This window comes from Streptomyces sp. NPDC093109 (assembly GCF_040701725.1).
Taxonomy (GTDB): domain Bacteria; phylum Actinomycetota; class Actinomycetes; order Streptomycetales; family Streptomycetaceae; genus Streptomyces.
The window spans coordinates 54,502-81,483 of record NZ_JBFBEZ010000037.1 but is presented as its reverse complement, the minus strand read 5'-3'; the positions used below and the strand labels follow the sequence as shown (position 1 = coordinate 81,483).

Sequence of the window (26,982 nt, the reverse complement as noted above, 5' to 3'; positions counted from 1 at the left end):
CGCCCGCGCGCTGCGGCTCAGCGACGCCGAGCACGCCCACCTCACGCACCTGGCGAAGCCGAAACAGAAGAGGAAGCCGGCCGTCCGCACCCAGCGGGTGCGGGGCTCCCTGCGGACGCTGCTGGACACCATGGAAGGCGGCCCAGCGATCCTTGTGGGGCGGCGGGGCGACATCCTCGCCTGGAACCGGATGACCGCGGCGGTCTTCGGCGACTGGGCCGAGCTGCCCGAGCACGAGCGGAACTGGGCGCGGCTGGTGTTCCTGCGGCCCGAGTACAGCGACCTGTTCGTGGACTGGGAGCAGAAAGCGAACGACGTCGTCGCTCAGCTGCGCCTGGACGCCGGCTCCCATCCGGACGACCCCCGGCTGTCCGCGCTGGTGGGTGAACTCTCCGTGAAGAGCGAGGAGTTCCGGCGGCTGTGGGCCGCCCACGACGTCAAGGACAAGTGCCACGGCACCCTGCGCCTGCACCACCCGCTCGTAGGCGGACTCGATCTGCGCCTGGAATCGTTCCACCTGGCCGATGACCACGAACAGACGCTGGCGACGTACCACGCCGAACCCGGTTCCCCGTCCGTGGAGGCACTACGGCTGCTGGCCAGCTGGGGCACCGACGCGACAAGGGCGGGAGCCGGGATGCCGCCGGCACGTACGGCTTGATGAACAGTTGATCATCGGTGGTTGGCTGCGCGCCACGCCCAGCGTCCCGTCGCCCTTGCCGCCCCCGGAGCCGGCACGCGCCGTCTCGCCGGCCCCCGTCGAAGCGTCGGCATCCCGCGCCCCCTCGGAAGCGCCCGCTACCGCAGCACCCGCAGTTCCTCCGCCCGTCGCGCCGGCCTCGCGCGAACCACGGAAAACCGAAGTACGTGCGCAGATCCCGGTCTGACTGGCTGACTACGGCTTTGGCCAGCTGCCCAACGCGAGGTTCGCGACTTGCAGCAGCTCGGGGCGGGAACTACCACTCGCGGCCTGGACGGCGATCCCATTGGCGACTGTTCTCAGGTAGAGCGCGAGAAGATGCGGATCTGTGGAAGGCGGAAGGTCACCGGCGTCCACCGCCTGTTGGAACCGGCGCGTCAAGTGGGCTATCCCGTCCTCGCGCCATGCGATGAGTGCGTCTCGGACCGGGCGGCTCTCATCCCCGGTAGCCAAGGCACCCTGCACGCCAAGACAGCCCGTGGGCAGTCCCGGCATGGTTGCCGCCTCGACCGTCCCGTGGAGCACGGCAGTAGCCACGGCTTCACTGGTGGGCTCTGCCATGGCTCGGGCGAAGTAGGCGGTCAAGCCCTCGGTGTAGCGCTCCAGCGCCTTGTAGAAGAGGTCTTCTTTGCTGCCGAACGCCCTGTACAGGCTGGGGCGGCTGATACCCATCGCCTCGGTGAGGTCGTCAAGGCTGGCGCCCTCGAAACCCTTTGACCAGAACACCAGGACTGCACGATCGAGTGCCTCGTCGATGTCGAACGCGCGGGGTCTGCCGGGAGGGGCCGGTGTCGTCGAGGTCATTTCTTCATTCTACTCCTTCGGTACCGATCGGTACGGATGTGCTAGAGTACTTTCGTACCAATCGGTACGCTATGCAGAGGGGTGGCATCGTGTCACAGGCCGTACTCATCACTGGCGGAACCTCAGGCATCGGCTTGAGCCTCGCGCAATCCTTCATGGAGGCCGGGGCGTCCGTCGTCGTCTGCGGGCGTTCGCAGGCTGCGCTGGACCGATTCGCGCAGGCCCACCCGCAGGCGCTGGCCGTGCGGGCCGATGTGACGGACGCAGCCGATCGGGCCGCGCTGCTGCAGGCGGTCGCTGATCGCTTCGGGCGTCTAGACGTGCTGGTCAACAACGCCGGTACGTTCGAGGAGCGAGACTATGCGGCCGGCAAGAACCCCAATGCGACCCTCGATGCCGAGGTGGCGCTGAACCTCACCGCCCCCATCCACTTGACGGGCGAAGCGCTCGAGCGGTGGCCGGAGCCCGACGCGATCGTATTCATCACCTCGGGGTTCGCTCTGGTCTCGCCCACTCGCGCACCCACCCACGGCGCGGTGAAGGCCGGCCTGCACGGCTTTGCGGACGGCCTGCGCCGTCAACTCGCCCCGAAGGGCACCCATGTCCTGGAGGTCCTCCCGCCGTCCACGGACACGCCCATGAACGCCGCAGCCACCGGGAAGAAGCTGACTCCCGAGCAGGTGACGGCGGTCACGATGAAGGCTCTTCGGCGGCGGCGGAACATGGCATTCCCCGGTCAGACCAAAGTCATGCCCGCCATGCTGCGCATCGCGCCGGGCTTCCTGCGACGCACCGTCGCCGAGCTCTGAACCCCAGGGAAAACCCTTCCCCCGGCAACACCTCACCGAAGCGGACAAGGTCGAATTCCTGACCCGCCACCTTCTGAACAGCTGACCGGCCCGTTCCGGATTGAAAGGATTCTCCATGTCCACATTCCCCCTCCACCTGGTTCCTTCCCGCAGAGCGCTGACGACCGGGCGCTTCATCGTCGCGGCAACCCACTTGTTCACCCCGCGGCTGGCCGCGCGGTTTTTCCAGCTCACGGCTAGCGGTACCCCCGCGATCCCTTATTCGCGGATGTTCGCGATCCGCAACGCTGCTCTCGGGCTTGGGCTGCAACGGATGGACAGTTTCACCCGGCCCCAGCAGCAGCAGTTTCTTGCGGTGAACATCGTCATGGACTCGGTCGATGCCGCCGCTTTCCTGGCTGCGGGCCTGCGGCGCGACGTCAGCCGTACCTCGGCCATGCTGTCCGCCGCCGTGGCTCTTTCTGCGGTGGTAGCCGGTACCACGGCCCTCATCGAGGTCAAGCAAGCGGCCGCCCAAGAAACGGAGCCGGCAGCGACGGCGTCATCGGACAGCGACTGGAAGTGACCGCACCGGCGTGGCACCGCAGCTGATCCACTGCACCGCCTCCATTGGCTGGAGGCCGCCGAGGACGGGTTGGCGGTCTCTGTCGAGTTCAGCAGTCCCGCCGAGCGACCAAGGCAGTTCTCAGAGCATCCGGTTCGGGTGCGGTTGGGTCGGCAGCACTCGAACGGGGGAGGTGGGCTGTGACAGTGCACCGCGCAGTTGTCGGTTCTCCACGGTCAGTTGGTTAACAGCGCGGACCAGGTGATCGACGTCGGTCCGCAGCTGGGACAGCTCCTGTGCGTCCTTGGCTCGGAGCTCCTTGAGTTTGACGATCTGTTGGCGCAGGCGGATCTCGGAGTCCGGCGTCTGTCCGCGCGCCCTGACCTGCGCGTAGAAGTCGTTCTTGAGGTCCGGGTGACGCTGGGTGAGCGCGTTGCGCGGTAGGCCGGCTTCCTGGGCCAGGGCGACGATCGTCAGCGCGCCGTTGGAGTGCTGCGCGGTTCCTTGCAGGATGCGGTCCATGGCCGCGCGGATACGGTCGCGTTCGTCGGGTGCGGGGCTCATGCGGTGCCGTCCTGAAGGGTGGTGCGGGTGCGGTGGTGGGTGTCGGCGAGGTCGCGCAGCCGGGCAGCGTTGCTCTGTAGCCGTTCGCCCAGCGGGCCGGGAACGTGGCCTGCCTGCTGGTCAAGCGCGGTGGCGCGGAGGCGGAGGCCGGTGGCGTGCTGGTCGGTGCGGGCGATGTTCGCGCAGGTGGGGACGCACCGGTCGAGGCTGGGGGTGTCCTTGAGGCCGCGGTGGCACAGGGCCTTGTCGCGCTTGTAGACGCACATCAGCAGCGTGTGGGGATTGTCGTAGACGGCCAGGTGGGGGTTGGCGCGGATCTGTCGGGCCTGCCGTGCGGTGATGACGGTGCCGGTGTAGGGGTGCCGGTAAGAACACTGTCACCGATCCTGCTGGCTTATTCGGTCACGCGGTGAGGGAGAGGTCGAGGCGGGCAAGGTGGCTGACGCGGGTGCGGTCGAGCGGGTGGCCGTTCCACCAGGCATCGAGGCGAATGAGGTTGAGCGCAACAGCGGAGAAGACGTGCTCCAGGTGGGTCTTCTGGAGACCGAGGTAGCGGGCACGTCTCATCCCGGTGACCGCGACCGCCTGGTGGATGGTTCCCTCGATGCCCGCGCGGGTTCCGTACTTGGCTCGCCACTGCTCGTCGCCCTGCTGGAGGCGGGCTCGGTCGAGGACTTCTTGCAGCTCGCGGGGTTGCAGGGAGAGGGTCCGGCCGCCGGTCTTCGAGCGGGTGCACTGGTCGCGCACCGGGCAGGGGCGGCATGTCTCCTTGTCGAACTTGATGACGATGGCCTTGGTGCCGCGCAGGGTAGCGGGGCTCCACCAGGTGCTGGTGTCCCCACGTGGGCAGGTGACCTGCCGCTTGTCCCAGTCGATGGTGAACGCGATGCGGTCGAACCCGGCGCCGGCACGCGCCTGGGGTGAGCTGTTCATCAGGACCGGGGTGACCAGGGTGACCCCGAAGTTCTTCTTCATGTCCACGATCAACTCGGCGGAGGCGTAACCGGAATCGAGGAAGTGCTCGGCGGGCAGGAGGTCGCGGGCGGCAAGCATGTGATGGACCGGTTCGGTCATTTCCGCATCGGTCACCGTGGCGTCCGTGGTCGCAATGCTGGTGATCAAGCGCGGCGGCGGTCCGTCGGCTGTGGGGATCAGCGCCTGGCCGCCGACAGCCGGGTCCTGGGCATCGGTATCGTCGCAGGACTCACTGATGTGGATCTTGTAGCCGGTCCACCAGGAGCCCTGTTTGAGGCCATAGCGCGCGTCGGTGTCGTACGGAGAGGCCAGCCGAAGTCTGCCGGGCGGGAGGTCTTTGCTCTCCCGCCGTTTCACCTCCGCGTCGGCATCGGTCACAGTGCGGTGGTAGTTCTGCACCCACATCGTGCGCAGGATCTGCACTGCCGGGAGTTCGCGCAGCCAGGCCGGAGCGTCAGGGGCGTGCACCGCTTCCAGCAGCGCGAACCCGTCCCGGCCGTAGACCAGGGCCATCTCCTCGCGTTTGCTCGCAGAAGCTGGCGGATGCCAGGAGTGAATCCGCGGGCCGTAGCGTTCGGCCCATTCCCGAACGGGCACCGCCCCGGCCAGCCAGTCCGGGGCCGCGCAGGCCAGCGCCTCCAACGTGGCCCGCAGTGTCTCCCCGGCCAGCTCCAGCCTGTTCAGGTCACGTACTGCCGCCAGCACGCGGGTGGAGTCGGTGCGCTGCTTGCCTCCGGCCTTCACCAAGCCCCGGTCCTTGAGCGCGGTCAGCAGCAGGTCGAGCACCTTCTCCTCCATCCCGTGCTCGACCAACCGCGTGCGGAACTCGGACAGCACCGAGGCGTCGAACCCGGGATCATCCACTGACCGCCGCCGACAGCGACCGGCGGACGCTCGCGCGGCGGCTGGCCGATGTGCCCCGCCCCCTGGACCGGGTCGTGTCGCTGGTCGGCCTGGACGAGCGGCCGCACCCGGACCACTCCGTCGTGCCGGTCGGCACGGCCCTCACCCTCGCCCTCGTACAGGCCCTGGAGGATGCCGGCGTCGACGCCCCCCTGTGGTGCCTGACCGGCGGCGCGGTCTCCACCGGTGACGACGACCCGGTGACCGCCGTCGCCCAGAACCTGGTGTGGGGCCTGGGACGCGTCGCCGCACTGGAGTACCCGCGACGCTGGGGCGGACTCCTCGACCTGGCCGCGGGCTTCGACCCCGCCGCCCTGGCGACCGCGCTGGCCGGCGGCAGCGACGAGGACCAGCTCGCGCTGCGCCCCGGCGCCGCCTACGGGCGCAGGCTCGAACGCGCCCCGCTGCCCGACGGCCCCGCGCCCGAGCCCTGGCGGCCCCGCGGCACCGTCCTCATCACCGGCGGCACCGGCGCCGTCGGCGGACAGATCGCCGCCTGGCTGGCCCACAACGGGGCCGAGCACGTGGTGCTCCTCAGCCGGCAGGGCGGCGACGCCCCCGACGCCGCCCGACTGACCGCCGAACTCAAGTCCCTGGGCGCCCGCGTCACCGCCGCCGCCTGCGACGTGACCGACCGCGAGCAGCTGGCCGCCCTCGTCGCCGGCCTGGAGGCGCGGGGCGAGCGGATCCGGTCCGTCATGCACACCGCGGGCGCCGGCAGCCTCGTACCGCTGCCCGACACCGACCTCGCCGAGTTCGGCGACACCCTGCACGCCAAGGTGCTCGGCGCCGCCCACCTGGACGAGCTGATCGGCGAGGTGGACGCGTTCGTCCTGTTCTCGTCCATCTCCGCGGTCTGGGGCAGCGCCGACCACGGCGCCTACGCCGCCGCCAACGCCTACCTCGACGGCCTCGCCGAGAACCGGCGCGCCCGCGGACTCGGCGCCACCTCCGTGGTCTGGGGCATCTGGGCCCCGCAGGACGGCAAGGGCATGGCCGCCAACCTCGCCGAGCGGCAACTGCGCGGCCGCGGCATCCCCTTCATGCGTCCCGCGCTCGCCATCGAGGGCTTCCAGCAGGTCCTCGACCGGGACGAGACGGTCGTCGTGGTGGCCGCCGTCGACTGGGACCGCTTCGCCCCGGTGTTCACCTCGGCCCGGCCCAGCGCGCTCATCTCCGACCTGCCCGACGCCCGCGCCGCGCTCGCCGGCCGGGACGCGGACGCCGCGGACCAGGACGAGACGAGTTCGCCCCTGCTGGGCCGGCTGCGCGCCCTGCCCGCCGCCGAGCAGCGCGAGCTGCTGGCAGAGCTGGTGCGCGCCCAGGCGGCGGCCGTCCTCGGCCACGAGTCCGCCACCGAGATCGAGCCGGGACGCGCCTTCCGAGAGCTGGGCTTCGACTCGCTGACCGCCGTCGACCTGCGCGGCCGGCTGAACGCCGCGACGGGCCTCAGACTGCCGGTCACCGTCGTCTTCGACTACTCCTCGGCCACCGCGCTCGCGGATCATGTGCGCGACGAACTGCTCGGCACGGCGGCGGCACCGGCCGCCCCGGTCGCGGTCACCGTGCCCGCCGGGGACGACCCCGTCGTCATCGTCGCCGCCGGCTGCCGCTACCCGGGAGGCGTCCGCAGTCCCGAGGACCTGTGGCAGCTGCTCGCCGACGGGCGCGACGCGATATCCGAACTGCCCGGCGACCGCGGTTGGGACCTCGGCGAGGTCTACGACACCGACCCCGACCGGCCGGGCACCACCTACTCCCGGGCGGGCGGCTTCGTCTACGACGCCGGCCTGTTCGACCCGGAGTTCTTCGGCATCAGCCCGCGCGAGGCGCTCGCCATGGACCCGCAGCAGCGGCTCCTCCTGGAGACCTCCTGGGAGGCGCTGGAGCGGGCGGGCATCGACCCGACCACGCTACGCGGCACCCGGACCGGCGTCTTCGTCGGCGCCGGCTACCAGGGCTACGGCGGTGACGGCGCGCGGGTGCCCGAGGAGGCCGAGGGCCACCTCATCGCCGGCATCTCCAGCAGCGTGCTCTCCGGCCGCATCTCGTACTCGCTCGGCCTGGAAGGGCCTGCGCTGACCATCGACACCGCCTGCTCGTCCTCGCTCGTCGCCGTGCACCTCGCGGCGCAGGCCCTGCGGTCCGGCGAGTGCTCGCTGGCGCTGGCCGCCGGCGCCACCATCCTCGGCTCCACCCTGTCCTTCACCGGATTCAGCCGGCAGCGCGGTCTGGCGGCCGACGGCCGCTGCAAGCCCTTCGGCGCCGAGGCCGACGGGTTCGGCATCGCGGAAGGCGTCGGCACGCTCGTACTGGAGCGGCTCTCCGACGCCCGGCGCAACGGACACCCCGTGCTGGCCATCGTGCGCGGCAGCGCCGTCAACCAGGACGGTGCCTCCAACGGCCTGACCGCGCCGAACGGGCTCTCGCAGCAGCGCGTCATCCAGCAGGCGCTGGCCAACTCCGGTCTCGAACCCGCCGATGTGCGGGTGGTCGAGGCGCACGGCACCGGCACCAGGCTGGGTGACCCCATCGAGGCGCAGGCCCTGCTGGCCACCTACGGCCAGGACCGCACCGCACCGCTGCGGCTCGGGTCGCTGAAGTCCAACATCGGCCACACCCAGGCCGCCTCCGGCGTCGCCGGCATCATCAAGATGCTCCAGGCCATGGAGCACGGCGTGCTGCCCCGCACGCTGCACGCGGACGTGCCCTCGCCGTTCGTCGACTGGTCCGCGGGCAACATCGAGCTGCTGACCGAAGCGCGGCCGTGGGAGGGGCCGCGGCGGGCCGGCGTGTCGTCGTTCGGCATGAGCGGCACCAACGCGCACGTCATCATCGAGCAGGCCGACCCCGTCGAGGAGCCGGCCGCACGGGACGACGCCACCACGGCCGCGCCGGCCGTGGCCTGGACACTGTCGGGCCGTACCGAACAGGCCGTGCGCGAGCAGGCGCGCGCCCTGCTGGACCGACTCGACGCCGACCCCCTCGACGCCGGCCTCCTCGACATCGCCCACTCGCTGGCGGCCACCAGGACCGCCTTCGGGCGCCGGGCCGTCGTCGTCGGCGCGGCCCGGGAGCACCTGGCCGCCGGCCTACGGGCCGTGCGCGACGGCGAGGCGCCCGTGCACACCGCCGACGCCGGCCGCCGCACCGTGTTCGTCTTCCCCGGCCAGGGCACCCAGTGGACCGGTATGGCCCTGGAACTGCTGGACAGCGCCCCGGTGTTCGCCGAGCGCTTCGCCGAGTGCGAGCGTGCCCTGGCCCCGCACACCGACTGGTCGCTGACCGAGGTGCTGCGCAGCGGCGAGTACGAGCAGGTGGACCGCATCCAGCCGGTGCTGTTCTCCGTGATGGTCTCGCTGGCCGCGCTGTGGCGGTCCTGCGGCGTCGAGCCCGACGCGGTGGTCGGCCACAGCCAGGGCGAGATCGCCGCCGCCTGCGTGGCGGGCGCGCTCTCCCTGGAGGACGCGGCGATGGTCGTCGCGCTGCGCAGCAAGGCACTCGTCGTGCTCGCCGGACAGGGCGCCATGATGTTCGTCGCGATGGCCGCCGAGCCGCTGCGCGAGCGCGTCGCCGCCTGGGACGGCCGGATCGGCGTGGCCGCCGTCAACGGCCCCACCTCCGTCACGGTCTCCGGCGACCCCGAGGCGCTGGAGGAGCTGAGCGCCGCGCTGTCGGACGAGGGTGTCCTGCGCTGGCCGATCCCCGGCGCCGACTTCGCCGCCCACTCCGCCCAGGTGGAGCGCATCCACGACGAACTCATGCGCCTGCTGGCCGGCGTGACCCCGCGCGCGACGACCGCCGGGTTCTGGTCCACCACCGACAGCGCCTGGCTGGACGGCTCCGCCCTGGACGCCGGGTACTGGTACCGCAACCTGCGCCGGACCGTCGAGTTCGACCAGGCCGTCAACCAGCTGATCGCCGCGGGTTACGACGCCTTCGTCGAGGTCAGCCCCAACCCGGTGCTGGCGATCTGGGTGCAGCAGGCCCTGGAGGCCGCCGACGGCGGAGTCGTCGTCGGCACCCTGCACCGCGAGGCCGGCGGCCCGGACCGCTTCCTGACCTCGCTGGGCGAACTGCACGCGCGCGGTGGCGCGGTCGACTGGGCCGCCGTGCACCGCGGCGGCCGGCGGGTCGACCTTCCCACCTACGCGTTCCGGCGGGAGCACTACTGGCTCGTGCCGCTTCCCCTCGAATCGAAGGCCCTGCCCGCGGCCGAGGACGGCGACGCCTGGCAGTACCGCGTCGAGTGGCGCGTCCTGCACGACCTGCCGACCCGTCGGGCCACCGGGGAGTGGCTCGTCGTCACCCCCGACGGCGCCGACGTCGAGGGACACCTCGACGCCCTGCGCAGGCAGGGGCTCACCGCCCTCGTGGTGCCGTGGGAGGCGTCCGACGACCGCACCACCGGCGCGGCACGGCTGCGCGCGACGGCCGACGGACACTCGCCCGCCGGCGTGCTCTCCCTGCTCGGCCTCGACCACCGGCCCTGGGCGGACGGCACGGTGCTGCCCGCCGGGCTGCCCCCGACCGTGACCCTGATCGGGGCCCTGGGCGACGCGGGCATCGAGGCCCCGCTGTGGGCCGCGACCAGCGGTGCCGTCTCCGTCAGCCCCACCGACCCACTGGCCGGCCCCGCACAGGCCGCCCTGTGGGGCCTGGGCGGCGTGGCCGGAGTCGAGTACCCGGGACGCTGGGCCGGTCTGGTCGACCTGCCCGCCGCCTTCGACGACCGGGCCGCGCAGCGCCTGCTGGCGGTCCTCACCGGCGAATCCGGCGAGGACCAGGTGGCGATCCGCCCGTCCGGCGTCCACGGACGCCGCATCGTCCACGCCGGCCGCTCGGGCTCGGCCGGACGCTCGTGGCAGCCCAGTGGCACCGTCCTGGTCACGGGCGGCCTCGGCGCCCTCGGCGGGCACGTGGCCCGCTGGCTGGCCACGGCCGGCGCCGAACACCTGCTGCTGACCGGACGGCGCGGCGCGGCCACCCCCGGCGCGGACGAGCTCACCGCCGAACTCCGCGCGCTGGGCGCCCGCGTCACCGTCGCCGCCTGTGACGTGGCCGACCGGGACGCCGTCGCGGAGCTGCTGGCCGGCATCCCGGCCGGGACACCGCTGACCGCCGTCGTGCACGCGGCGGGCGTCCTCGACGACTGTGTGGTCGACTCCATCACCGCCGAGCGCGCGGCCGGAGTGGCCCGGCCCAAGGCTGACGCCGCACTGGTGCTGCACGAGCTGACCCGCGGGATGGACCTCTCCGCGTTCGTGCTGTTCTCCTCGGTGGCCTCCACCGTCGCCGGCACCGGACAGGGCAGCTACGCCGCGGCCAACGCCTACCTCGACGCGCTGGCCCTGCACCGCCGCGACCTCGGCCTGCCCGCCACCTCACTCTCGTGGGGGCTGTGGGCCGGCAAGAGCCTGACCGACGAGGCGGTGGCCGCCCGGCTGGTCCGCGACGGCATGCCCGCCATGGCCCCCGAGCGCGCTGTCGCCGCCTTGGGGCGCGCCGTCGGCTCGGGCGAACCGCACGTGATCGTCTCCGACTTCGCGTGGGACCGCTTCGTCGTGGCCTTCACCGCCCTGCGGCCCAGCCCGCTCATCGCCGACCTGCCGGAGGTGGCCGCGCTCACCGAGCGGACGGCCGCGCCCGAGCGGCCGGCCACCCAGGACCGGGCCGCACTCCTGGAGCTGGTGCGCACGGCCGCCGCCGAGGCCCTCGGCTACGAGGGTGCCGACGCGATCGGCCGCGACCGCGTCTTCAAGGACCTGGGCTGCGACTCGCTGACCGCGGTGGAACTGCGCAACAAGCTCTCCGCGGCGACCGGCCTGCGGCTCCCGGTCACCCTGGTCTTCGACTGCCCGACCCCGAACGCCGTCGTCGACCACCTGGCCGCGCAGCTGGGCGAGCCGGAGGTCCGCACCGGGACCACCGTGGTGCCGGCGGCCGGCGCCGTCACCGCAGTCACCGACGACGCCATCGCCATCGTGGCACTCGCCTGCCGTTTCCCCGGCGGGGTGCGCACCCCGGAGGACTTCTGGCGCCTCATCAGTGAGGGCGGCGACGCCATCACACCGTTCCCCACCGACCGTGGCTGGGACCTGGACGCCCTCTACGACCCGGACCCCGACCACCACGGCACCACGTACGCCCGCGAAGGCGGCTTCCTGCACGACCTGGCCGACTTCGACCCCGCCTTCTTCGGCATCTCCCCGCGCGAGGCGACCACCATCGACCCGCAGCAGCGGCTGCTCCTGGAGACCGGCTGGGAGGCGTTCGAGCGGGCCGGCCTGGACCCGCGATCGGTCAAGGGCAGCCGCGCCGGCGTGTTCGTAGGCTCCAGCTACCACGACTACGGCATGCGCGTGCGCAACGCCCCCGAGGAGATGGAGGGCTACCTCGGCATAGGCAGCGCGGGCAGCGTCGCCTCCGGTCGCATCTCCTACACCTTCGGCCTGGAGGGCCCGGCCGTCAGCGTGGACACCGCGTGCTCGTCCTCGCTGGTCGCCATCCACCTCGCCGCGCAGTCCCTGCGCTCGGGCGAGTGCACGATGGCCCTGGCCGGCGGTGCCGCCGCGATGGCCACCCCGACGTCGTTCGTCGAGTTCAGCCGGCAGCGCGGTCTCGCCGAGAACGGACGCTGCAAGCCCTTCGCGGCCGCCGCCGACGGCACCGCCTGGGCCGAGGGCGTGGGCCTGGTCCTGCTGGAGCGGCTCTCCGACGCCCGGCGCAACGGCCACCCCGTGCTCGCCCTCGTACGCGGCAGCGCAGTCAACCAGGACGGCGCCTCCAACGGTCTGACCGCCCCCAACGGCCCCTCCCAGCAGCGCGTCATCCGCGACGCCCTGGCCAGCGCCCGCCTGGCGCCCGCCGACCTCGACGTGGTCGAGGCGCACGGCACCGGCACCAGGCTGGGCGACCCCATCGAGGCGCAGGCGCTCCTCGCCACCTACGGCCAGGACCGCGCGCGGCCGCTGCTGCTCGGCTCGGTCAAGTCCAACATCGGCCACTCCCAGGCCGCCGCCGGCATCGCGGGCGTCATCAAGATGGTGCTCGCCATGCAGCACGGTACGGTGCCCGGCACTCTCCACGTGGACGAGCCGTCGCCGTTCATCGACTGGAGCGCCGGCCGCGTCGACCTGGTCACCGAGAACACCCCGTGGCCGGTCACCGGCCACCCGCGCCGGGCCGCCGTGTCCTCCTTCGGCGTCAGTGGCACCAACGCCCACACCATCCTGGAGCAGGCCCCCGACGACGAGCAGGCCCCCGACGACGAGCAGGCCCCCGCCGACGAGCCGGCCGCCGCCGGCGCGCGGGAGCCGCTGCCGGTGCCGCTGGTGCTCTCCGCCCGCAGCGCACAGGCGCTGCGCGAGCAGGCGGACCTGCTCGACCGGCACCTCGCCGAGAACCCGGACGTACGGACCGCCGACATCGGCTACACCCTGGCCACCGCGCGCGCCCACCTGGAGCACCGGCTCGTCGTGCCGGACGGCGACCGTGACGCGGTCCGTGCCGCCCTGCGGTCGGCGACCGGCACCGTGCCGCCCGCCGAGCCGCACGTGGCGTTCCTCTTCTCCGGCCAGGGCAGCCAGCGGCTGGGCATGGGGATGCGGCTGCACCGCGAGTTCCCGGTCTTCGCCGAGGCCTTCGACGCCGTCCGCGCCGCCCTCGACCCGCTGCTGGAACGGCCGCTGCACGAGGTGATCGTCGCCGCCGCCGGCTCCGCTGACGCCGAGCTGCTCGACCGTACGGCCTACACCCAGCCGGCCCTGTTCGCCGTCGAGGTCGCCCTGTTCCGGCTCGCCGAGCACTGGGGCCTGCGCCCCGGCCACCTCATCGGCCACTCGGTCGGCGAGCTGGCCGCCGCCCACGTCGCCGGGGTGCTGTCGCTGCCGGACGCCGCCCTGCTGGTGGCGGAGCGCGCCCGGCTGATGCAGGCCATGCGCGCCGACGGCGCCATGGTCTCCGTGATGGCGCCCGAGGAGACGGTGCTGCCCTACCTCGCCGCGTACGGGGACCGGGTGACCGTGGCCGCGGTCAACAGCACCGTGGCCACCGTTGTCGCCGGCGACGAGGACGCCGTGCTCGACGTCGCGGCCCGGCTCGCCGCCGACGGCCGCAGGACCAAGCGGCTGCGCGTCAGCCACGCCTTCCACTCCCCGCACATGGACGGGATGCTGGAGGAGTTCCGCCAGGTCGCGGCCCGGCTGGAATACCACCCCCCGCGCATCCCCGTCGTCTCCAACATCACCGGCGACCTCGCCGGCGCCGACGAGCTGTGCACCCCCGACTACTGGGTGCGCCACGTCCGTGGCGCGGTCCGGTTCCTCGACGGAGTACGCGCCCTGGAGCGGGCCGGCGTCACCGCGTTCGTCGAGATCGGCCCCGACAGCTCCCTCACCGCGCTCGCCCAGGACTGCCTGGAGGGCCGGGCCGAGCTGATCCCGCTGCTGCACCGCGACCGCGACGAGGCCGAATCGGTCACCGCCGCCCTGGGCCGCTTCCACGCCCAGGTCGCCGCCCCCGACTGGCAGCGGTTCTTCGCCGGCCGTGACGTGCGCCGCGTACCGCTGCCCACCTACGCGTTCCAGCGAGAGCGCTACTGGCTCGACGACACCGCGGGCGCCGGCGACGTGACGTCGGCGGGCCTGGTCGCCACCGGGCACCCGCTGATCGGCGCCGCCGTCGAACTGGCCGACGCCGACACGTACGTCTTCACCAGCAGGCTGTCGCTGCACAGCACGCCCTGGCTGGCCGACCACGGGGTCTTCGAGGAGGCCCTGTTCCCGGCGACCGCCTTCCTGGAACTGGCGGTCAGGGCGGCCGACGAGGTCGGCTGCGCCCGGGTGGACGAACTCTCCCTGGCGGCACCGCTGGCACTGCCCAAGGACGCCGCCGTCGTCCTGCAGATGCGCGTCGGCCCGCGGGGCGCGGACGGCACCCGTTCGCTGGAGGTGTTCTCCCGGCCGCAGGACGCGCCGGCCGACGAGGCCTGGACCCGGCACGCCGACGGTGTGCTGTCGCCCGGGGCCGCACCCGCCGCACCCGCCGCAGAAGCGCTCACCGAGTGGCCGCCGCCGGGCGCCGAGCCGATCGACGTGACCGGCCTGTACGACCGGTTCGCCGAGAGCGGCTTCGCCTACGGTCCCGCCTTCCAGGGGCTGACGGCGGTGTGGCGCCGCGGCGACGAGGTGTTCGCCGAGGCCGCCCTGCCCGCCGCCCAGCGGTCCGAGGCCGGCCGGTTCGGACTCCATCCGGCCCTCCTGGACAGCGTGCTGCACTCCCTCGCCTTCGGCGTGCTCAACGGCAGTGGCCAGGCCTGGCTGCCGTTCGCCTGGAGCGGTGTCACCCTGCACGCGGGCGGCGCGGCCGCCGTACGGCTGCGGATGGCCCCCACCGGGGACAGCTCGATGTCGGTCGCCCTCGCCGACGGCACCGGGGTGCCGGTCGCCACGGCCGAGTCGCTCGCCCTGCGGCCCGCGGCCCCCGCCCGGTCCGCGACGGGCGGCGGACGGACCCACCGCACCCTGTTCCGCCCCGAGTTCACCGAGGTGCCGCTGCCCACCGCCGGCACGGTTCCCGCGTTCGAGGTGCGAGGCTACGAACCGGGGCAGGACGCCGAGGCGGTGCGCCGTGCCACCCGGCGGGCACTGGCCGACATCCGCGACTGGCTCGGCGCGGACCGGGCGGGGGCGAAGCTCGTCTTCAGCACCCGTGGAGCGGTGCCGCTGACCGACGACGACGTGTCCGACCTCGCCGGCGCCGCCGTCTGGGGCCTGGTCCGCTCCGCGCAGACCGAGCACCCCGACCGGTTCGTCCTGGTCGACCACGACCACGACGACCAGGACGGGGCCACCGTCGCGGCCGCGCGCGCCGTCGCCAGCGGCGAACCGCAGCTCGCGGTACGCGACGGACGGGCGTACGTCCACCGCATCGCGCGCGTCCCGGTCGGCGCCGCGGACGCCACGCCGCAGTGGGAGCGTGGCGGCACCGTCCTGGTGACCGGCGGCACCGGCGCGATCGGCACCCACGTCTCCCGCCACCTGGTCACCGAGCACGGCGTCAAGCGGCTGCTGCTGACCAGCCGAAGCGGTATGGCGGGCCAGGGCGCCGCACGGCTGCACGAGGAGCTGACCGCGCTGGGTGCCGAGGTCGAGGTGGCATCCTGCGACATCGCCGACCGCGACGCGCTCGCCGCCCTGCTCGCCGCGGTTCCGTCCGAGCACCCGGTAACCGCCGTCGTCCACACCGCCGGTGTGGTCCAGGACGGCATCGTGGCGTCGATCACCGACGAGCAGCTGGACCTCGTCCTGCGGCCCAAGGTCGACGCGGTCCTCAACCTCCAGGAGTTCACCGCCGGTCTCGATCTGTCGGCCTTCGTGGTCTTCTCCTCCATCGCCGGCGTCTTCGGCGGCATGGGACAGGCCAACTACGCGGCGGCCAACGCCTTCCTGGACGCCCTGTCCCACCGCCGCCGGGCCCAGGGCCTGCCGGCCGCCTCGCTGGCCTGGGGCCTGTGGGCCAACGACGCCGGCATGAGCGGCCACCTCAACGAGAACGACTTCAAGCGCATCGCGCGCGGCGGCATCATCGCCTTCCCGCCCGCGGAGGGCCTGGAGCTGTTCGACACCGCGCTCGCCGAGGACCACGCGGTCCTGCTGCCGCTGCGCCTGGACACCAAGGCGGTCCAGGCACAGGGCGAGGTGCCCGCCGTGCTGCGGGGTCTGGTGCGCCCCACCGTACGGCGCGGCGCCACCGACAGCGCCGCAGGTGCCGCCGGGGCTGCGGGCCTGGCCCAGCGGCTGTCCGGAATGACGGACACCCAGCGCGACCGGGCCCTGCTCGACCTGGTCCGTGACCACACGGCCACCGTGCTGGGCTTCGCCGACGCGAGCTCCGTCGACGTCGACCGTGGCCTGCTGGAAGTGGGCTTCGACTCGCTGACCGCCGTCGAGCTGCGCAACCGGCTGGGCACGGCCGGCGGCCTCCGGCTGCCCGCCACCCTGCTCTTCGACTACCCGTCGTGCCGTGCCATCGCCGGCTATCTCGCCGCTGAGCTGGAGCCCGAACCGACGGCGGCGGGAGCGCCGCCGGGCCTCGCCGAACTGGAGCGGCTCACCACCCTCCTGGACGACGAGCGCTACCGCGAGGAGCTGACCGGCAGGCTGCACGACCTGCTTGCCAAGGCGCGCGCCGCCGGTGACGACTCCGTCGAGGAACGCCTCGACGCCGCCGACGACGACGAGATCTTCGACTTCATCGACAACGAACTGGGCATGTCGTGACCGCCCGGCAAGGCAGAGGGACAGGGACAGCAGTGAACGACGACAAGCTCCGTACCTACCTCAAGCGGGTCACGACCGATCTGCACCGCACACGTCAGCGGCTGACCAAGCTGGAGGCGAAGGACACCGAGCCCATCGCCATCGTGGGCATGGCCTGCCGCTACCCGGGCGGCGTGAACAGCCCCGAGGACCTGTGGCGCATGGTCGCCGCCGGCACGGACGCCGTCACCCCGTTTCCGGACGACCGTGGCTGGGACCTGGAGCGGCTGTACGACCCGCAGGGCGACCGGCCGGACAGCAGCTACGCCCGCGAGGGCGGCTTCCTCGACGAGATCTCCGGCTTCGAGCCGCAGTTCTTCGGAATCTCGCCGAACGAGGCGCTCGCGATGGACCCGCAGCAGCGGCTGTTCCTCGAGACCACCTGGGAGGCGTTCGAGCGGGCCGGGATCGACCCGCGGGCCCAGCGCGGCGCCCAGGTCGGCGTATTCGCCGGCGTGCAGTACCAGGACTACGGCTCCCGGCTGCGCCACGTGCCCGAGGAGGTCGAGGGCTTCCTCGCCGGGGGCAACTCCGACAGCGTCGCCTCCGGCCGCATCTCCTACACCTTCGGCTTCGAGGGCGCCGCGGTCAGCGTCGACACCGCCTGCTCGTCGTCGCTGGTCGCACTGCACCTGGCGGCCCAGGCCCTGCGCGCCGAGGAGTGCACGCTCGCCGTGGCCGGCGGCGCCATGGTGATGTCGACCCCCGTCGCGTTCACCGAGATGAGCCGGCAGCGCGGCCTGGCCGCGGACGGCCGCTGCAAGTCCTTCGCCGAGGGCGCCGACGGCACCGGCTGGGGCGAGGGCGTCGGCATGCTCCTGCTGGAGCGCCTCTCCGACGCCCGGCGCAACGGCCACCCCGTGCTCGCCCTGGTCCGGGGCACCGCCGTCAACCAGGACGGCGCCAGCTCCCGGCTCACCGCCCCCAACGGCCCCGCCCAGCAGCGGGTCATCCGCAAGGCGCTGACCAACGCCAAGCTGACCCCGGCCGACGTCGACGTCGTCGAGGCGCACGGCACCGGCACCCCGCTCGGCGACCCCATCGAAGCACAGGCGCTGCTTGCCACCTACGGCCGTGCGCACAGCCCCGAGCGGCCACTGCTCCTCGGCTCGCTGAAGTCGAACATCGGCCACACCCAGGCCGCCGCGGGCGTCGGCGGCATCATCAAGATGGTGCAGGCCATACGGCACGGCCAGGTGCCACCCACACTGCACGCGGACCGGCCCACGCCCCAGGTCGACTGGGCATCGGGCACGGTCCGGCTGGCCACAGAACTCCAGCCGTGGCCCGAGGTGGACCGGGTCCGCCGCGCCGCCGTCTCCTCCTTCGGAGTCAGCGGCACCAACAGCCACATCATCCTGGAGCAGGCACCGGCGCCCGAGGAGCCGGAGGAGGCCGCGCCCGCCCCCGAGGCCGGCACCGACGCCGACGCCGCGACCGCCGCGGTGACCGCCCCGGCCGTCGTGCCCTGGACGCTCTCCGCCCGCAGCCCGCAGGCGCTGCTCACCCGGGCGGCACAGCTGCGCGCCCTCACCGGTCCCGACCCGCTCGACGTCGGCCACTCCCTGGCCACCACCCGGGCCGCGCTGGAACACCGTGCCGTCGTGGTCACCGGCGGCGACGCCGACGCCGACGCCGCGCTGACCGCCCTGGCCAACGACGAGGAACACCCCTTCCTGGTGCGCGGCACCGTCCGCCCCACCCGCGACCTGGTCTTCGTCTTCCCCGGTCAGGGTTCGCAGTGGGCGGGTATGGCGGTGGAGTTGCTGGAGTCCTCGCCCGTCTTCGCCGCCCGGATCGACGAGTGCGCCGAGGTGCTTGCCCCGTACGTGGACTGGTCGTTGGAGGACGTGCTGCGCTCGGGTGACTTCGACCGGGTGGATGTGGTCCAGCCGGTGCTGTTCGCCGTGATGGTCTCCCTCGCGGCGCTGTGGCAGGCCGCCGGGGTCACACCGGACGCCGTCGTCGGCCACTCCCAGGGCGAGATCGCCGCCGCCGTGGTGGCCGGCGCGCTCTCGCTGGAGGACGGCGCGCGCGTCGTCGCCCTGCGCAGCAAGGCACTGAACGCCCTCGCCGGCCGCGGCGGCATGGCCTCCGTCGCCCTCCCGGCGGAGGAGGCCGTGCGCCGCATCGGACCCGGCCTGTCCGTCGCCGCCGTCAACGGCCCCTCGTCCGTCGTGGTGGCCGGCGACACCGCCGCCCTTGACGCCCTCGACACCTGGGACGACGTACGCGTCCGCCGCGTCCCCGTCGACTACGCCTCGCACTCGGCCCACGTGGAGGAGATCCGTGAGGAGCTGCTCACCACCCTCGCGGGCCTGGCCCCGCGCAGCGCCGGGATCCCCTTCTACTCCACGGTGACCGGCGGTCTGCTGGACACCGCGGCTCTGGACGCCGAGTACTGGTACCGCAACCTGCGGCAGACCGTGGAGCTGGAGACCACCGTCCGCGCGCTGGGCGCCGCGGGCCACGACGTGTTCGTCGAGGTCAGCCCGCACCCGGTGCTGACCTCGGCGATCGAGGAGACGGCCACCGGGACCGTGACCGGCACGCTGCGGCGGAACGACGGCGGCTGGGACCGGTTCCTGCTCTCCCTCGCCGAGCTCCACGTGGCCGGCGTCCCCGTCGACCTCACCGCGGTGCTCCCCGGCGGCGCCCGTATCGACCTGCCCACCTACCCCTTCCAGCGGGAGGCGTACTGGCTGGAGGACCACTCCGCCCAGCAGGGCGACATGACCGCGGCCGGCCTCGGCTCCGCCGACCACCCGCTGCTCGGCGCGGTCGTCGCGCTCGCGGACGCCGAGGGCGCCCTGCTCACCGGGCGCCTCTCCGTCCGCACCCACCCCTGGCTCGCCGACCACACGGTGCGCGGCGCGATCCTGCTGCCCGGGACGGCGTTCCTGGAACTGGCCGCCCGCGCCGGCGACCAGGTGGGCTGCGAACGGGTCGAGGAACTCCTGCTGGAAACCCCTCTCTTACTGCCGGAGCACGGCGCCGTCGCCATCCAGCTCGCGGTAGGCGCCCCCGACGGGGCAGGCCGCCGCACCGTCACCCTGCACGCCGCCCCCGACGGCACCGACGAGTGGACCCGCCACGCCGGCGGCATCCTGTCCACCACCCCCGCCGCCCCCGCCGCCGACCTCACCGTCTGGCCGCCGCGCGACACCACCCCGCTCGACGCCGCCGACATGTACGACCGCTACGCCGCGGCCGGCTTCGGTTACGGCCCCGCCTTCCAGGGCCTGCGCAGGGCCTGGCGCCGCGGCGACGAACTCTTCGCCGAGGTCGCCCTCCCCGACGACCAGCGGGACGCGGCCCGCCTCTTCGGCCTGCACCCCGCCCTGCTCGACGCGGCACTGCACGTCACCGGACTCGCCGACGCCGCCGAGGCCCGGCTGCCGTTCTCCTGGAACGGCATGTCCCTGCACGCCCGGGGCGCCACGGCGCTGCGCGTCCGGATCGCCCCCGTCGGGCAGGACGCCGTCTCCGTGCACGTCGCCGACCCCACCGGCCGGCCCGTCGCCTCGGTGGAGTCCCTCGCACTGCGCCCGCCCGCCGACGACGCCGTACGCGCCCCGGGAGCCGACGCCGTCTTCCGCCCTGCCTGGACGCCGGTGACCGCCGCGCCCGGCGCCGCGGGACCGGCCGGGACCGTACGCATCGAGCCCGGCGGCGACGTCCGGGCCGCGCTGCGCCACGCCCTCGCCGAGGTGCAGCGCTGGCTCGCCGACGACGAGCAGGGACAGCTCGCGTTCGTCACCACCGGAGCGGTCCCCGCCGCCCCGAAGGAGGACGTCACCGACCTGGCGGGCGCCGCCGTCTGGGGCCTGGTCAGGTCCGCCCAGTCCGAGCACCCCGGCCGCTTCGTGCTCGTGGACACCGACACCGAGGGCTCCGGGGCGCCGCTCGTCACCGGCGAGGACCAGCTCGCGGTGCGCGGCGCCCGCCTCCTCGCCCCCCGCCTGGAACGCGCCCGCTCCGACGGCCCCCCGGCCGCCCTCGACGGCACCGTACTGATCACCGGCGGCACCGGCATGCTCGGCTCCCACCTCGCCCGGCACCTCGTCACCCACTACGGCGTACGCCACCTCGTCCTGCTCAGCCGCACCGGGCACGCCCCGGAGCTGCACGCGGAACTGACCGGGCTCGGCGCCGAGCCCGACATCGTCGCCTGCGACGCCGCCGACCGCACCGCCCTGGCCGCCGTGATCGACGGGCTGCGCCGTCCGCTGCGCGCCGTCATCCACGCCGCCGGCGCGCTCGACGACGGCGTCGTCACCGCCCAGACCCCGCAACGTATCGACACCGTCCTGCGGTCCAAGGTGGACGCCGCGGTCAACCTGCACGAGCTGACGCGCGACCTCGACCTGGCCGCTTTCATCCTGTTCTCCTCCGCGTCCGGCGTCTTCGGCGGCCCCGGCCAGGCCAACTACGCCGCCGCCAACGCCTACCTCGACGCGCTGGCCCAGCACCGCCGCGGGGCAGGACTGCCCGCCCAGTCCCTCGCCTGGTCCCTGTGGGAGGAGGCCAGTGCGATGACCGGCCACCTCGACGAGGCCGACCTGCGCCGCATCGCCCGCTCGGGCATGCCGCCCCTCACCATCGACCAGGGGCTGGAACTGTTCGACCGGGCGCTGTGCGCCCCGGACCCGCTGCTCGTCCTGATGCGCCTGGACCTGCCGGTGCTGCGCGCCTCCGCCGACCCGGTCCCGCCGCTGCTGCGCGGCCTGGTCCGCACCCCGGCCCGCCGGGCCGTCGCCGTGCGGGACACCGCCGAGGACACCACCTCGCCGGCCGCGCGGCTCGCCGCCCTGCCCGCCGCCGACCGCCTCGGCGCCGTCGTCGACCTGGTCCGCACCCGAGTCGCCACGGTCCTCGGCCACGCCTCCGCCGACGTCATCGACGGCAGCAGGGCCTTCCGCGACCTCGGCTTCGACTCGCTCGCCTCGGTCCAACTGCGCAACCGCCTCGGCGCCGCCACCGGTCTGAAGCTCCCGGCGACGCTGGTCTTCGACTACCCGACTCCGATCGCGCTCGCCGAACACCTCCTCGCCGAGCTGGGCGAGGGACAGGACACAGCCACCACCGTCGTCCAGGCCGTCGCCGTGGACGAGCCGATCGCGATCGTCTCCATCGGCTGCCGCTTCCCCGGGGACGTCCGTACTCCCGAAGACCTGTGGAACCTGGTCGCCTCCGGCGGCGACGCCATCGCCGCCTTCCCCGGCGACCGCGGCTGGGACCTGGACGGCCTGTACGACCCCGAGGGCGCCCGCCGCGGCAGCTCGTACGCCCGCGAGGGCGGCTTCCTCGCCGAGGCCGCCGACTTCGACCCCGGCTTCTTCGGCATCAGCCCGCGCGAGGCGCTGGCCATGGACCCGCAGCAGCGGCTCCTACTGGAGACCAGCTGGGAGGCGTTCGAGCGCGCGGGCATCCGCCCGCAGGACCTCAAGGGCAGCGCCACCGGTGTCTTCGCCGGTGTGATGTACCAGGACTACGCGGCGCGCGTCACCGAGGTGCCCGAGGAGATCGAGGGCTTCCTCGGCACCGGTACCTCGCCCAGCGTGCTGTCCGGCCGTATCGCGTACACCTTCGGTCTCGAAGGGCCCGCGGTGAGTGTCGACACGGCGTGTTCGTCGTCGCTGGTGGCGATGCACCTGGCGAGCCAGGCGCTGCGCTCGGGCGAATGCTCGCTCGCCCTCGCCGGCGGTGTCACCATCATGTCCACGCCCGCCCTGTTCACCGAGTTCAGCCGGCAGCGCGGCCTGGCCGCCGACGGCCGCTGCAAGGCGTTCGCGGACGCCGCCGACGGCGCCGGCTTCGGCGAGGGCGTCGGCGTGGTCCTGCTGGAGCGGCTGTCGGACGCGCGGCGTAACGGTCATCCGGTGCTCGCGGTGATCCGCGGCAGCGCGATCAACCAGGACGGCGCGTCCAACGGTCTCTCCGCGCCCAACGGCCCCTCGCAGCAGCGGGTCATCCGGCAGGCACTGGCCAACTCGGGCCTGAAGCCGTCCGAGGTGGACGCGGTGGAGGCGCACGGTACGGGTACGACGCTGGGCGATCCGATCGAGGCGCAGGCCCTGCTGGCCACCTACGGCCAGGACCGCGAGGCGGACCGGCCGCTGTGGCTGGGCTCGCTGAAGTCCAACATCGGCCACACCCAGGCGGCGGCCGGTGTGGCCGGTGTGATCAAGATGGTCCAGGCGATGCGGCACGGTGTGCTGCCCAGGACGCTGCGCGTGGACGCGCCGTCGACCCACGTCGACTGGACCGCGGGCAAGGTCAGCCTGCTGACGGAGGAACGGCCCTGGGACGGTCCGCGTCGGGCTGGTGTGTCGTCGTTCGGTCTCAGCGGTACGAACGCCCACGTGATTCTGGAGGAGGCTCCGGTCGAGGTGTTGGTGGGTGGGGAGCCGGCTGGTGTGTTGGTGGCTTCTGGTGTGGTGCCGTGGGTGGTGTCGGGTCGTTCGGTGGTGGCGGTGCGTGCGTTGGCGGCGGGTTTGGTGCCGTTGGTGGGTGTGGGTGGTGTTGGGGTGGGTGCGGCGTTGGTGGGTCGTTCGGTGTTTGAGCATCGTGCGGTGGTGGTGGGTGGTTCTGCCGAGGAGTTTGCGGTGGGGCTGGGGGCGTTGGTGGATGGTGTGCCGTTGGCGGGTGTTGTTTCGGGTGTTGCCGCGGGTGTGGGCAGGACGGTGTTCGTCTTTCCGGGTCAGGGTTCGCAGTGGGTGGGTATGGCGGTGGAGTTGTTGGAGTCCTCGCCTGTCTTCGCCGCCCGGATCGCCGAGTGCGCCGAGGTGCTTGCCCCGTACGTGGACTGGTCGTTGGAGGACGTGCTGCGCTCGGGTGACTTCGACCGGGTGGATGTGGTCCAGCCGGTGCTGTTCGCCGTGATGGTCTCCCTCGCGGCCCTGTGGGAGTCCGTGGGCGTGCGTCCGGACGCCGTCGTTGGTCACTCGCAGGGTGAGATCGCCGCGGCCGTGGTGGCGGGTGCGCTCTCGCTGGAGGACGGTGCGCGGGTGGTGGTGTTGCGGAGCAGGGCGATTACGGCGTTGGCGGGTCGTGGTGGGATGGTGTCGGTGCCGTTGCCGGTGGACGAGGTGCGGTCGCTGCTGCCGGAGGGTGTGTCCGTTGCCGTGGTGAACGGTCCGTCCTCTGTGGTGGTTTCGGGTGATCCGGCTGGTCTGGAGACGGTTCTGGTCTCGGTGGAGCGGGCGAAGCGGGTGCCGGTGGATTACGCCTCGCACTCGGCCCATGTGGAGGGGATCCGTGAGGAGATTCTCCACGTGCTGGAGGGTGTGTCGCCGCGTGAGGTGGTGGTGCCGTTCTTCTCGACGGTGGATGTGGAGTGGGCGGACGGTACGGGGCTTGATGCCGGGTACTGGTATCGGAATCTGCGGCAGACGGTGGAGTTCGAGGCTGCCGTGCGTCAGTTGGCCGACGCGGGTTTCGGGGCCTTTGTTGAGGTGAGTGCTCACCCGGTTCTCACCGTGCCTATTGAGGAGACTGCTGGGGATGAGGTGGTGGTGGCGGGGACGTTGCGGCGGGGGGAGGGTGGTCTGCGTCGGTTCCTGCGGTCGGCGGGTGAGTTGTTTGTTCGGGGTGTCGTGGTGGATTTCGCACCGTTCTTCGGTGGTGCTCGTGCGTGCTGTGATGTGCCGACGTACCCCTTCCAGCGGCGGCGTTTCTGGTTGGAGGCGTCTGGGGCGAGTGGTGATGTGAGTGCTGCGGGTCTGCGTAGTGCGGGGCATCCGCTGTTGGGTGCGGCGTTGGCGTTGGCGGACGCGGAGGGGGATTTGTTCACGGGGCGGTTGTCGTTGCGGTCGCATCCGTGGCTTGCGGATCATGCGGTGAGTGGGTCGGTGTTGTTGCCGGGTACGGCGTTCCTGGAGTTGGCGCAGTATGCGGGGGAGCGGTTGGGTTGTGCCACGGTCGAGGAACTGACCCTGGAAACACCGATGGTCCTGCCCGACCGCGGCGGACTCGCGATCCAGCTGTCGGTGGGCGCACCCGACACGTCCGGGCGGCGCTCGCTCAACCTGTACACGCGGGAGGAGGACGCGCCCGCCGACCAGGAGTGGACCCGGCACGCCACAGGCGCGCTGGCCACCGGCGGTGCGACGGCGGACGCCCTGACCGGAACGTGGCCCCCGGCCGGGGCCGAACCCCTGGACACCACCGACCTGTACACCCGCTTCGCCGACCAGGGCTACCAGTACGGGCCCGGCTTCCAGGGGCTCCGGGCAGCCTGGCACCGCGGTGACGAGGTGTATGCCGAGGTCGCCCTGCCCGAATCGCAGCGTGACCATGCCCGGCGGTTCGGCCTGCACCCGGCGCTCCTGGACGCGGCGCTGCACGCGCTGTGGCTGGCGGCCGTCGAGGCCGGCCCGTCCGCGGGCAGGGCCGGCGGCGTCCGGCTGCCGTTCAGCTGGGGCGGGGCGCGCCTGTACGCGTCGGGCGCGACGACCCTGCGGGTGCGGCTGACGACGACGGGCACCGACGAGGTCGCGATCACCGTCGCCGACGCCACCGGAACCCCGGTCGCCGCGGTCGAGTCGCTGGTGATGCGCCCGCTCGCGGCGGGACAGCTGGAGTCCGCCCGGGTGCTGTCCCTCTACCGGGTCGACTGGCACCCGGCGACAGCCGACGGCACGGCCGTACCGCCGTACGAGGTGGCGGACTTCACTGGGTCCGACGACGACGTGCACGCCGTCGCGCACCGGGCGCTCGCCCGGGTCCAGGAGTGGCTGGCCGCGGAGCACGAGGACGACCGGCGGCTGGTGTTCGTCACCCGCGGCGCGGCCGGGCCCGACACCCGGGACGCGGTGCACGCGTCGGTGTGGGGCCTGGTCAGGGCGGCGCAGAGCGAGCACCCCGACCAGTTCGTCCTGGTGGACCTCGGCCCGGCCGACGACGTCACCCAGTGGCTGCCGGCCGCCGTCGCCAGCGGCGAACCCCAGGTCGCGGTCCGGGGCGGTGCGGTACTCGTCGCCCGTCTGGTGCGGGCCGCGCCGACCGGCGAGGAGCCGAAGTGGGACCCGAACGGCACGGTGCTCGTCACCGGCGCCGGCGGCGTCCTCGGCGGGTTGATCGCGCGGCACCTGGTGGACCGGCACGGAGTGCGTGACCTCGTCCTGGTCGGCCGCTCCGGTCCCGACCCGGAGCTGGTCGCGGAGTTGACGGCGGCGGGTGCCCGGGTGGTGGCCGCCCGCTGCGACGCCGCCGACCGGACCACGATGGCCGAGCTCATCGCCGGTGTCCCCGCCGACCGGCCGCTGACCGGGGTCGTGCACGCGGCCGGCGTGCTCGACGACGGCCCGGTCATGTCGCTGACGCCGGAACAGCTGGACCGCGTACTGCGGCCCAAGGCCGACGCGGCGCTGCTGCTCGACGAGCTGACGCGCGATCTGCGGCTCTCCGCTTTTGTGCTGTTCTCCTCGGCGTCGGCGACCTTCGGCGCGGCCGGCCAGGCCAACTACGCCGCGGCCAACGCCTTCCTCGACGCGCTGGCCGAGCGCCGGCGCGCGGACGGGCTGCCGGCCCAGTCGTTGGGATGGGGTTTCTGGGAGCAGCGCAGTGCCATGACCGGCGGGCTCGGCGACCGCGAGGTGGCCAAGCTGACCAGCGGCGGTGTACGGCCCATCGGCTCGGCCGACGGTCTCGCGCTGTTCGACGCCGCATCCGCCATGGACGACGCCGTACTGGTACCGATCCACCTGGACCTGTCGCCCCGCGGCGGGCAAGTCCCGCCGCTGCTGCGCCACCTGGTGCGGCCCGCCGTGCGGCGGACCCCGGCCGTGGCCGAGGCAACGGCGGACGCGACGACGTTCCGGCAGAGCCTGGAGGGGCTGCCGGAGGAGGGGCGGCGGGACAGCCTGCTGGGCCTGGTGCGGTCGACCGTGGCCGCGGTCGTCGCCTACGACGGGCCCGCCGCCGTGGACCCGGACGTGACGTTCGTGAGCCTCGGCTTCGACTCGCTGATGGCCGTCGAACTGCGCAACCGGCTCTCCGCCGCCGTCGGCACCCGGCTGACGCCGACCCTGGTGTTCGACTACCCGACCGCCTCGGGGCTGGCCGGCTACCTCTGCGACAAGCTGGGACTGGCTCCGGCGGCAGCGGCCGCCGCCGGTCCGGAGCCGGCCTGGGAGGCGGACGAGTCCGAGGTGCGCGAGGCCCTGGCGGCCGTCTCCGTGGAGCAACTGCGCGCGGCCGGAGTGCTCGACGTGATCCTGAGGCTGGCGGAGGAGGAGCGGCAGCGGACGACCGCCGACCGGATCGACCACATCCGGAGCATGGATGTAGATGATCTTGTGCGTTGGGCAAGTGCCCTCGGTAATGACGAATTCTGACCCGGATCGACGCGTGTGGAGC

8 protein-coding genes and 1 pseudogene are annotated in these 26,982 nt (G+C 73.2%); 5 read left to right on the top strand and 4 right to left on the bottom strand.

Annotated features, from left to right (window positions below; translation table 11 throughout):
- Positions 1–661 (top strand): transcriptional regulator (locus AB0389_RS29040; protein WP_366398469.1); only part of this gene is annotated, 661 nt, incomplete at its 5' end.
- Between the two features lie 234 nt (positions 662–895).
- Here the strand turns inward: AB0389_RS29040 and AB0389_RS29035 are convergent.
- Positions 896–1,504: a TetR/AcrR family transcriptional regulator gene (locus AB0389_RS29035; RefSeq protein ID WP_366398468.1), complete on the bottom strand. Its 609-nt coding sequence runs from the start codon at positions 1,502–1,504 to the stop codon at positions 896–898.
- An 89-nt stretch (positions 1,505–1,593) separates the two neighbouring features.
- Here AB0389_RS29035 and AB0389_RS29030 point away from each other — a divergent pair, with 89 nt between their 5' ends.
- Positions 1,594–2,313 carry an SDR family NAD(P)-dependent oxidoreductase gene (locus AB0389_RS29030; protein ID WP_366398467.1) on the top strand — a complete coding sequence of 240 codons (720 nt, stop codon included), beginning with the start codon at positions 1,594–1,596 and terminating at the stop codon, positions 2,311–2,313.
- A 115-nt stretch (positions 2,314–2,428) separates the two neighbouring features.
- Positions 2,429–2,878: a hypothetical protein gene (locus tag AB0389_RS29025; protein ID WP_366398466.1), complete on the top strand. Its 450-nt coding sequence runs from the start codon at positions 2,429–2,431 to the stop codon at positions 2,876–2,878.
- A 120-nt stretch (positions 2,879–2,998) separates the two neighbouring features.
- Here the strand turns inward: AB0389_RS29025 and AB0389_RS29020 are convergent, their stop codons facing one another.
- From AB0389_RS29020 to AB0389_RS29010, 3 genes are all read right to left on the bottom strand, one after another.
- Complete coding sequence (locus AB0389_RS29020; protein WP_093911856.1) at positions 2,999–3,421, bottom strand: hypothetical protein; 423 nt, start codon at positions 3,419–3,421, stop codon at positions 2,999–3,001.
- Positions 3,418–3,687 (bottom strand): hypothetical protein, encoded by a 270-nt coding sequence (locus AB0389_RS29015; RefSeq protein WP_366398465.1) that lies wholly within the window; start codon positions 3,685–3,687, stop codon positions 3,418–3,420. The genes AB0389_RS29020 and AB0389_RS29015 overlap by 4 nt, the downstream gene beginning before the upstream one ends.
- 136 nt (positions 3,688–3,823) lie before the next feature.
- A complete protein-coding gene (locus AB0389_RS29010) occupies positions 3,824–5,260 on the bottom strand; it encodes a transposase (protein WP_366398464.1) in 1,437 nt (478 codons plus the stop codon).
- Between AB0389_RS29010 and AB0389_RS29005 the strand changes: the two are divergent.
- Both AB0389_RS29005 and AB0389_RS29000 read left to right on the top strand, forming a co-directional pair.
- Positions 5,260–16,581, top strand: a pseudogene (locus AB0389_RS29005) (SDR family NAD(P)-dependent oxidoreductase); the annotation flags it as partial. The gene AB0389_RS29010 and the pseudogene AB0389_RS29005 overlap by 1 nt on opposite strands.
- Positions 16,582–16,613: 32 nt before the next feature.
- The gene (locus AB0389_RS29000) at positions 16,614–26,960 is read left to right on the top strand and encodes an SDR family NAD(P)-dependent oxidoreductase (protein WP_366398463.1); all 10,347 of its coding nucleotides are present in this window, start codon (positions 16,614–16,616) and stop codon (positions 26,958–26,960) included.
- Positions 26,961–26,982 lie beyond the last annotated feature (22 nt).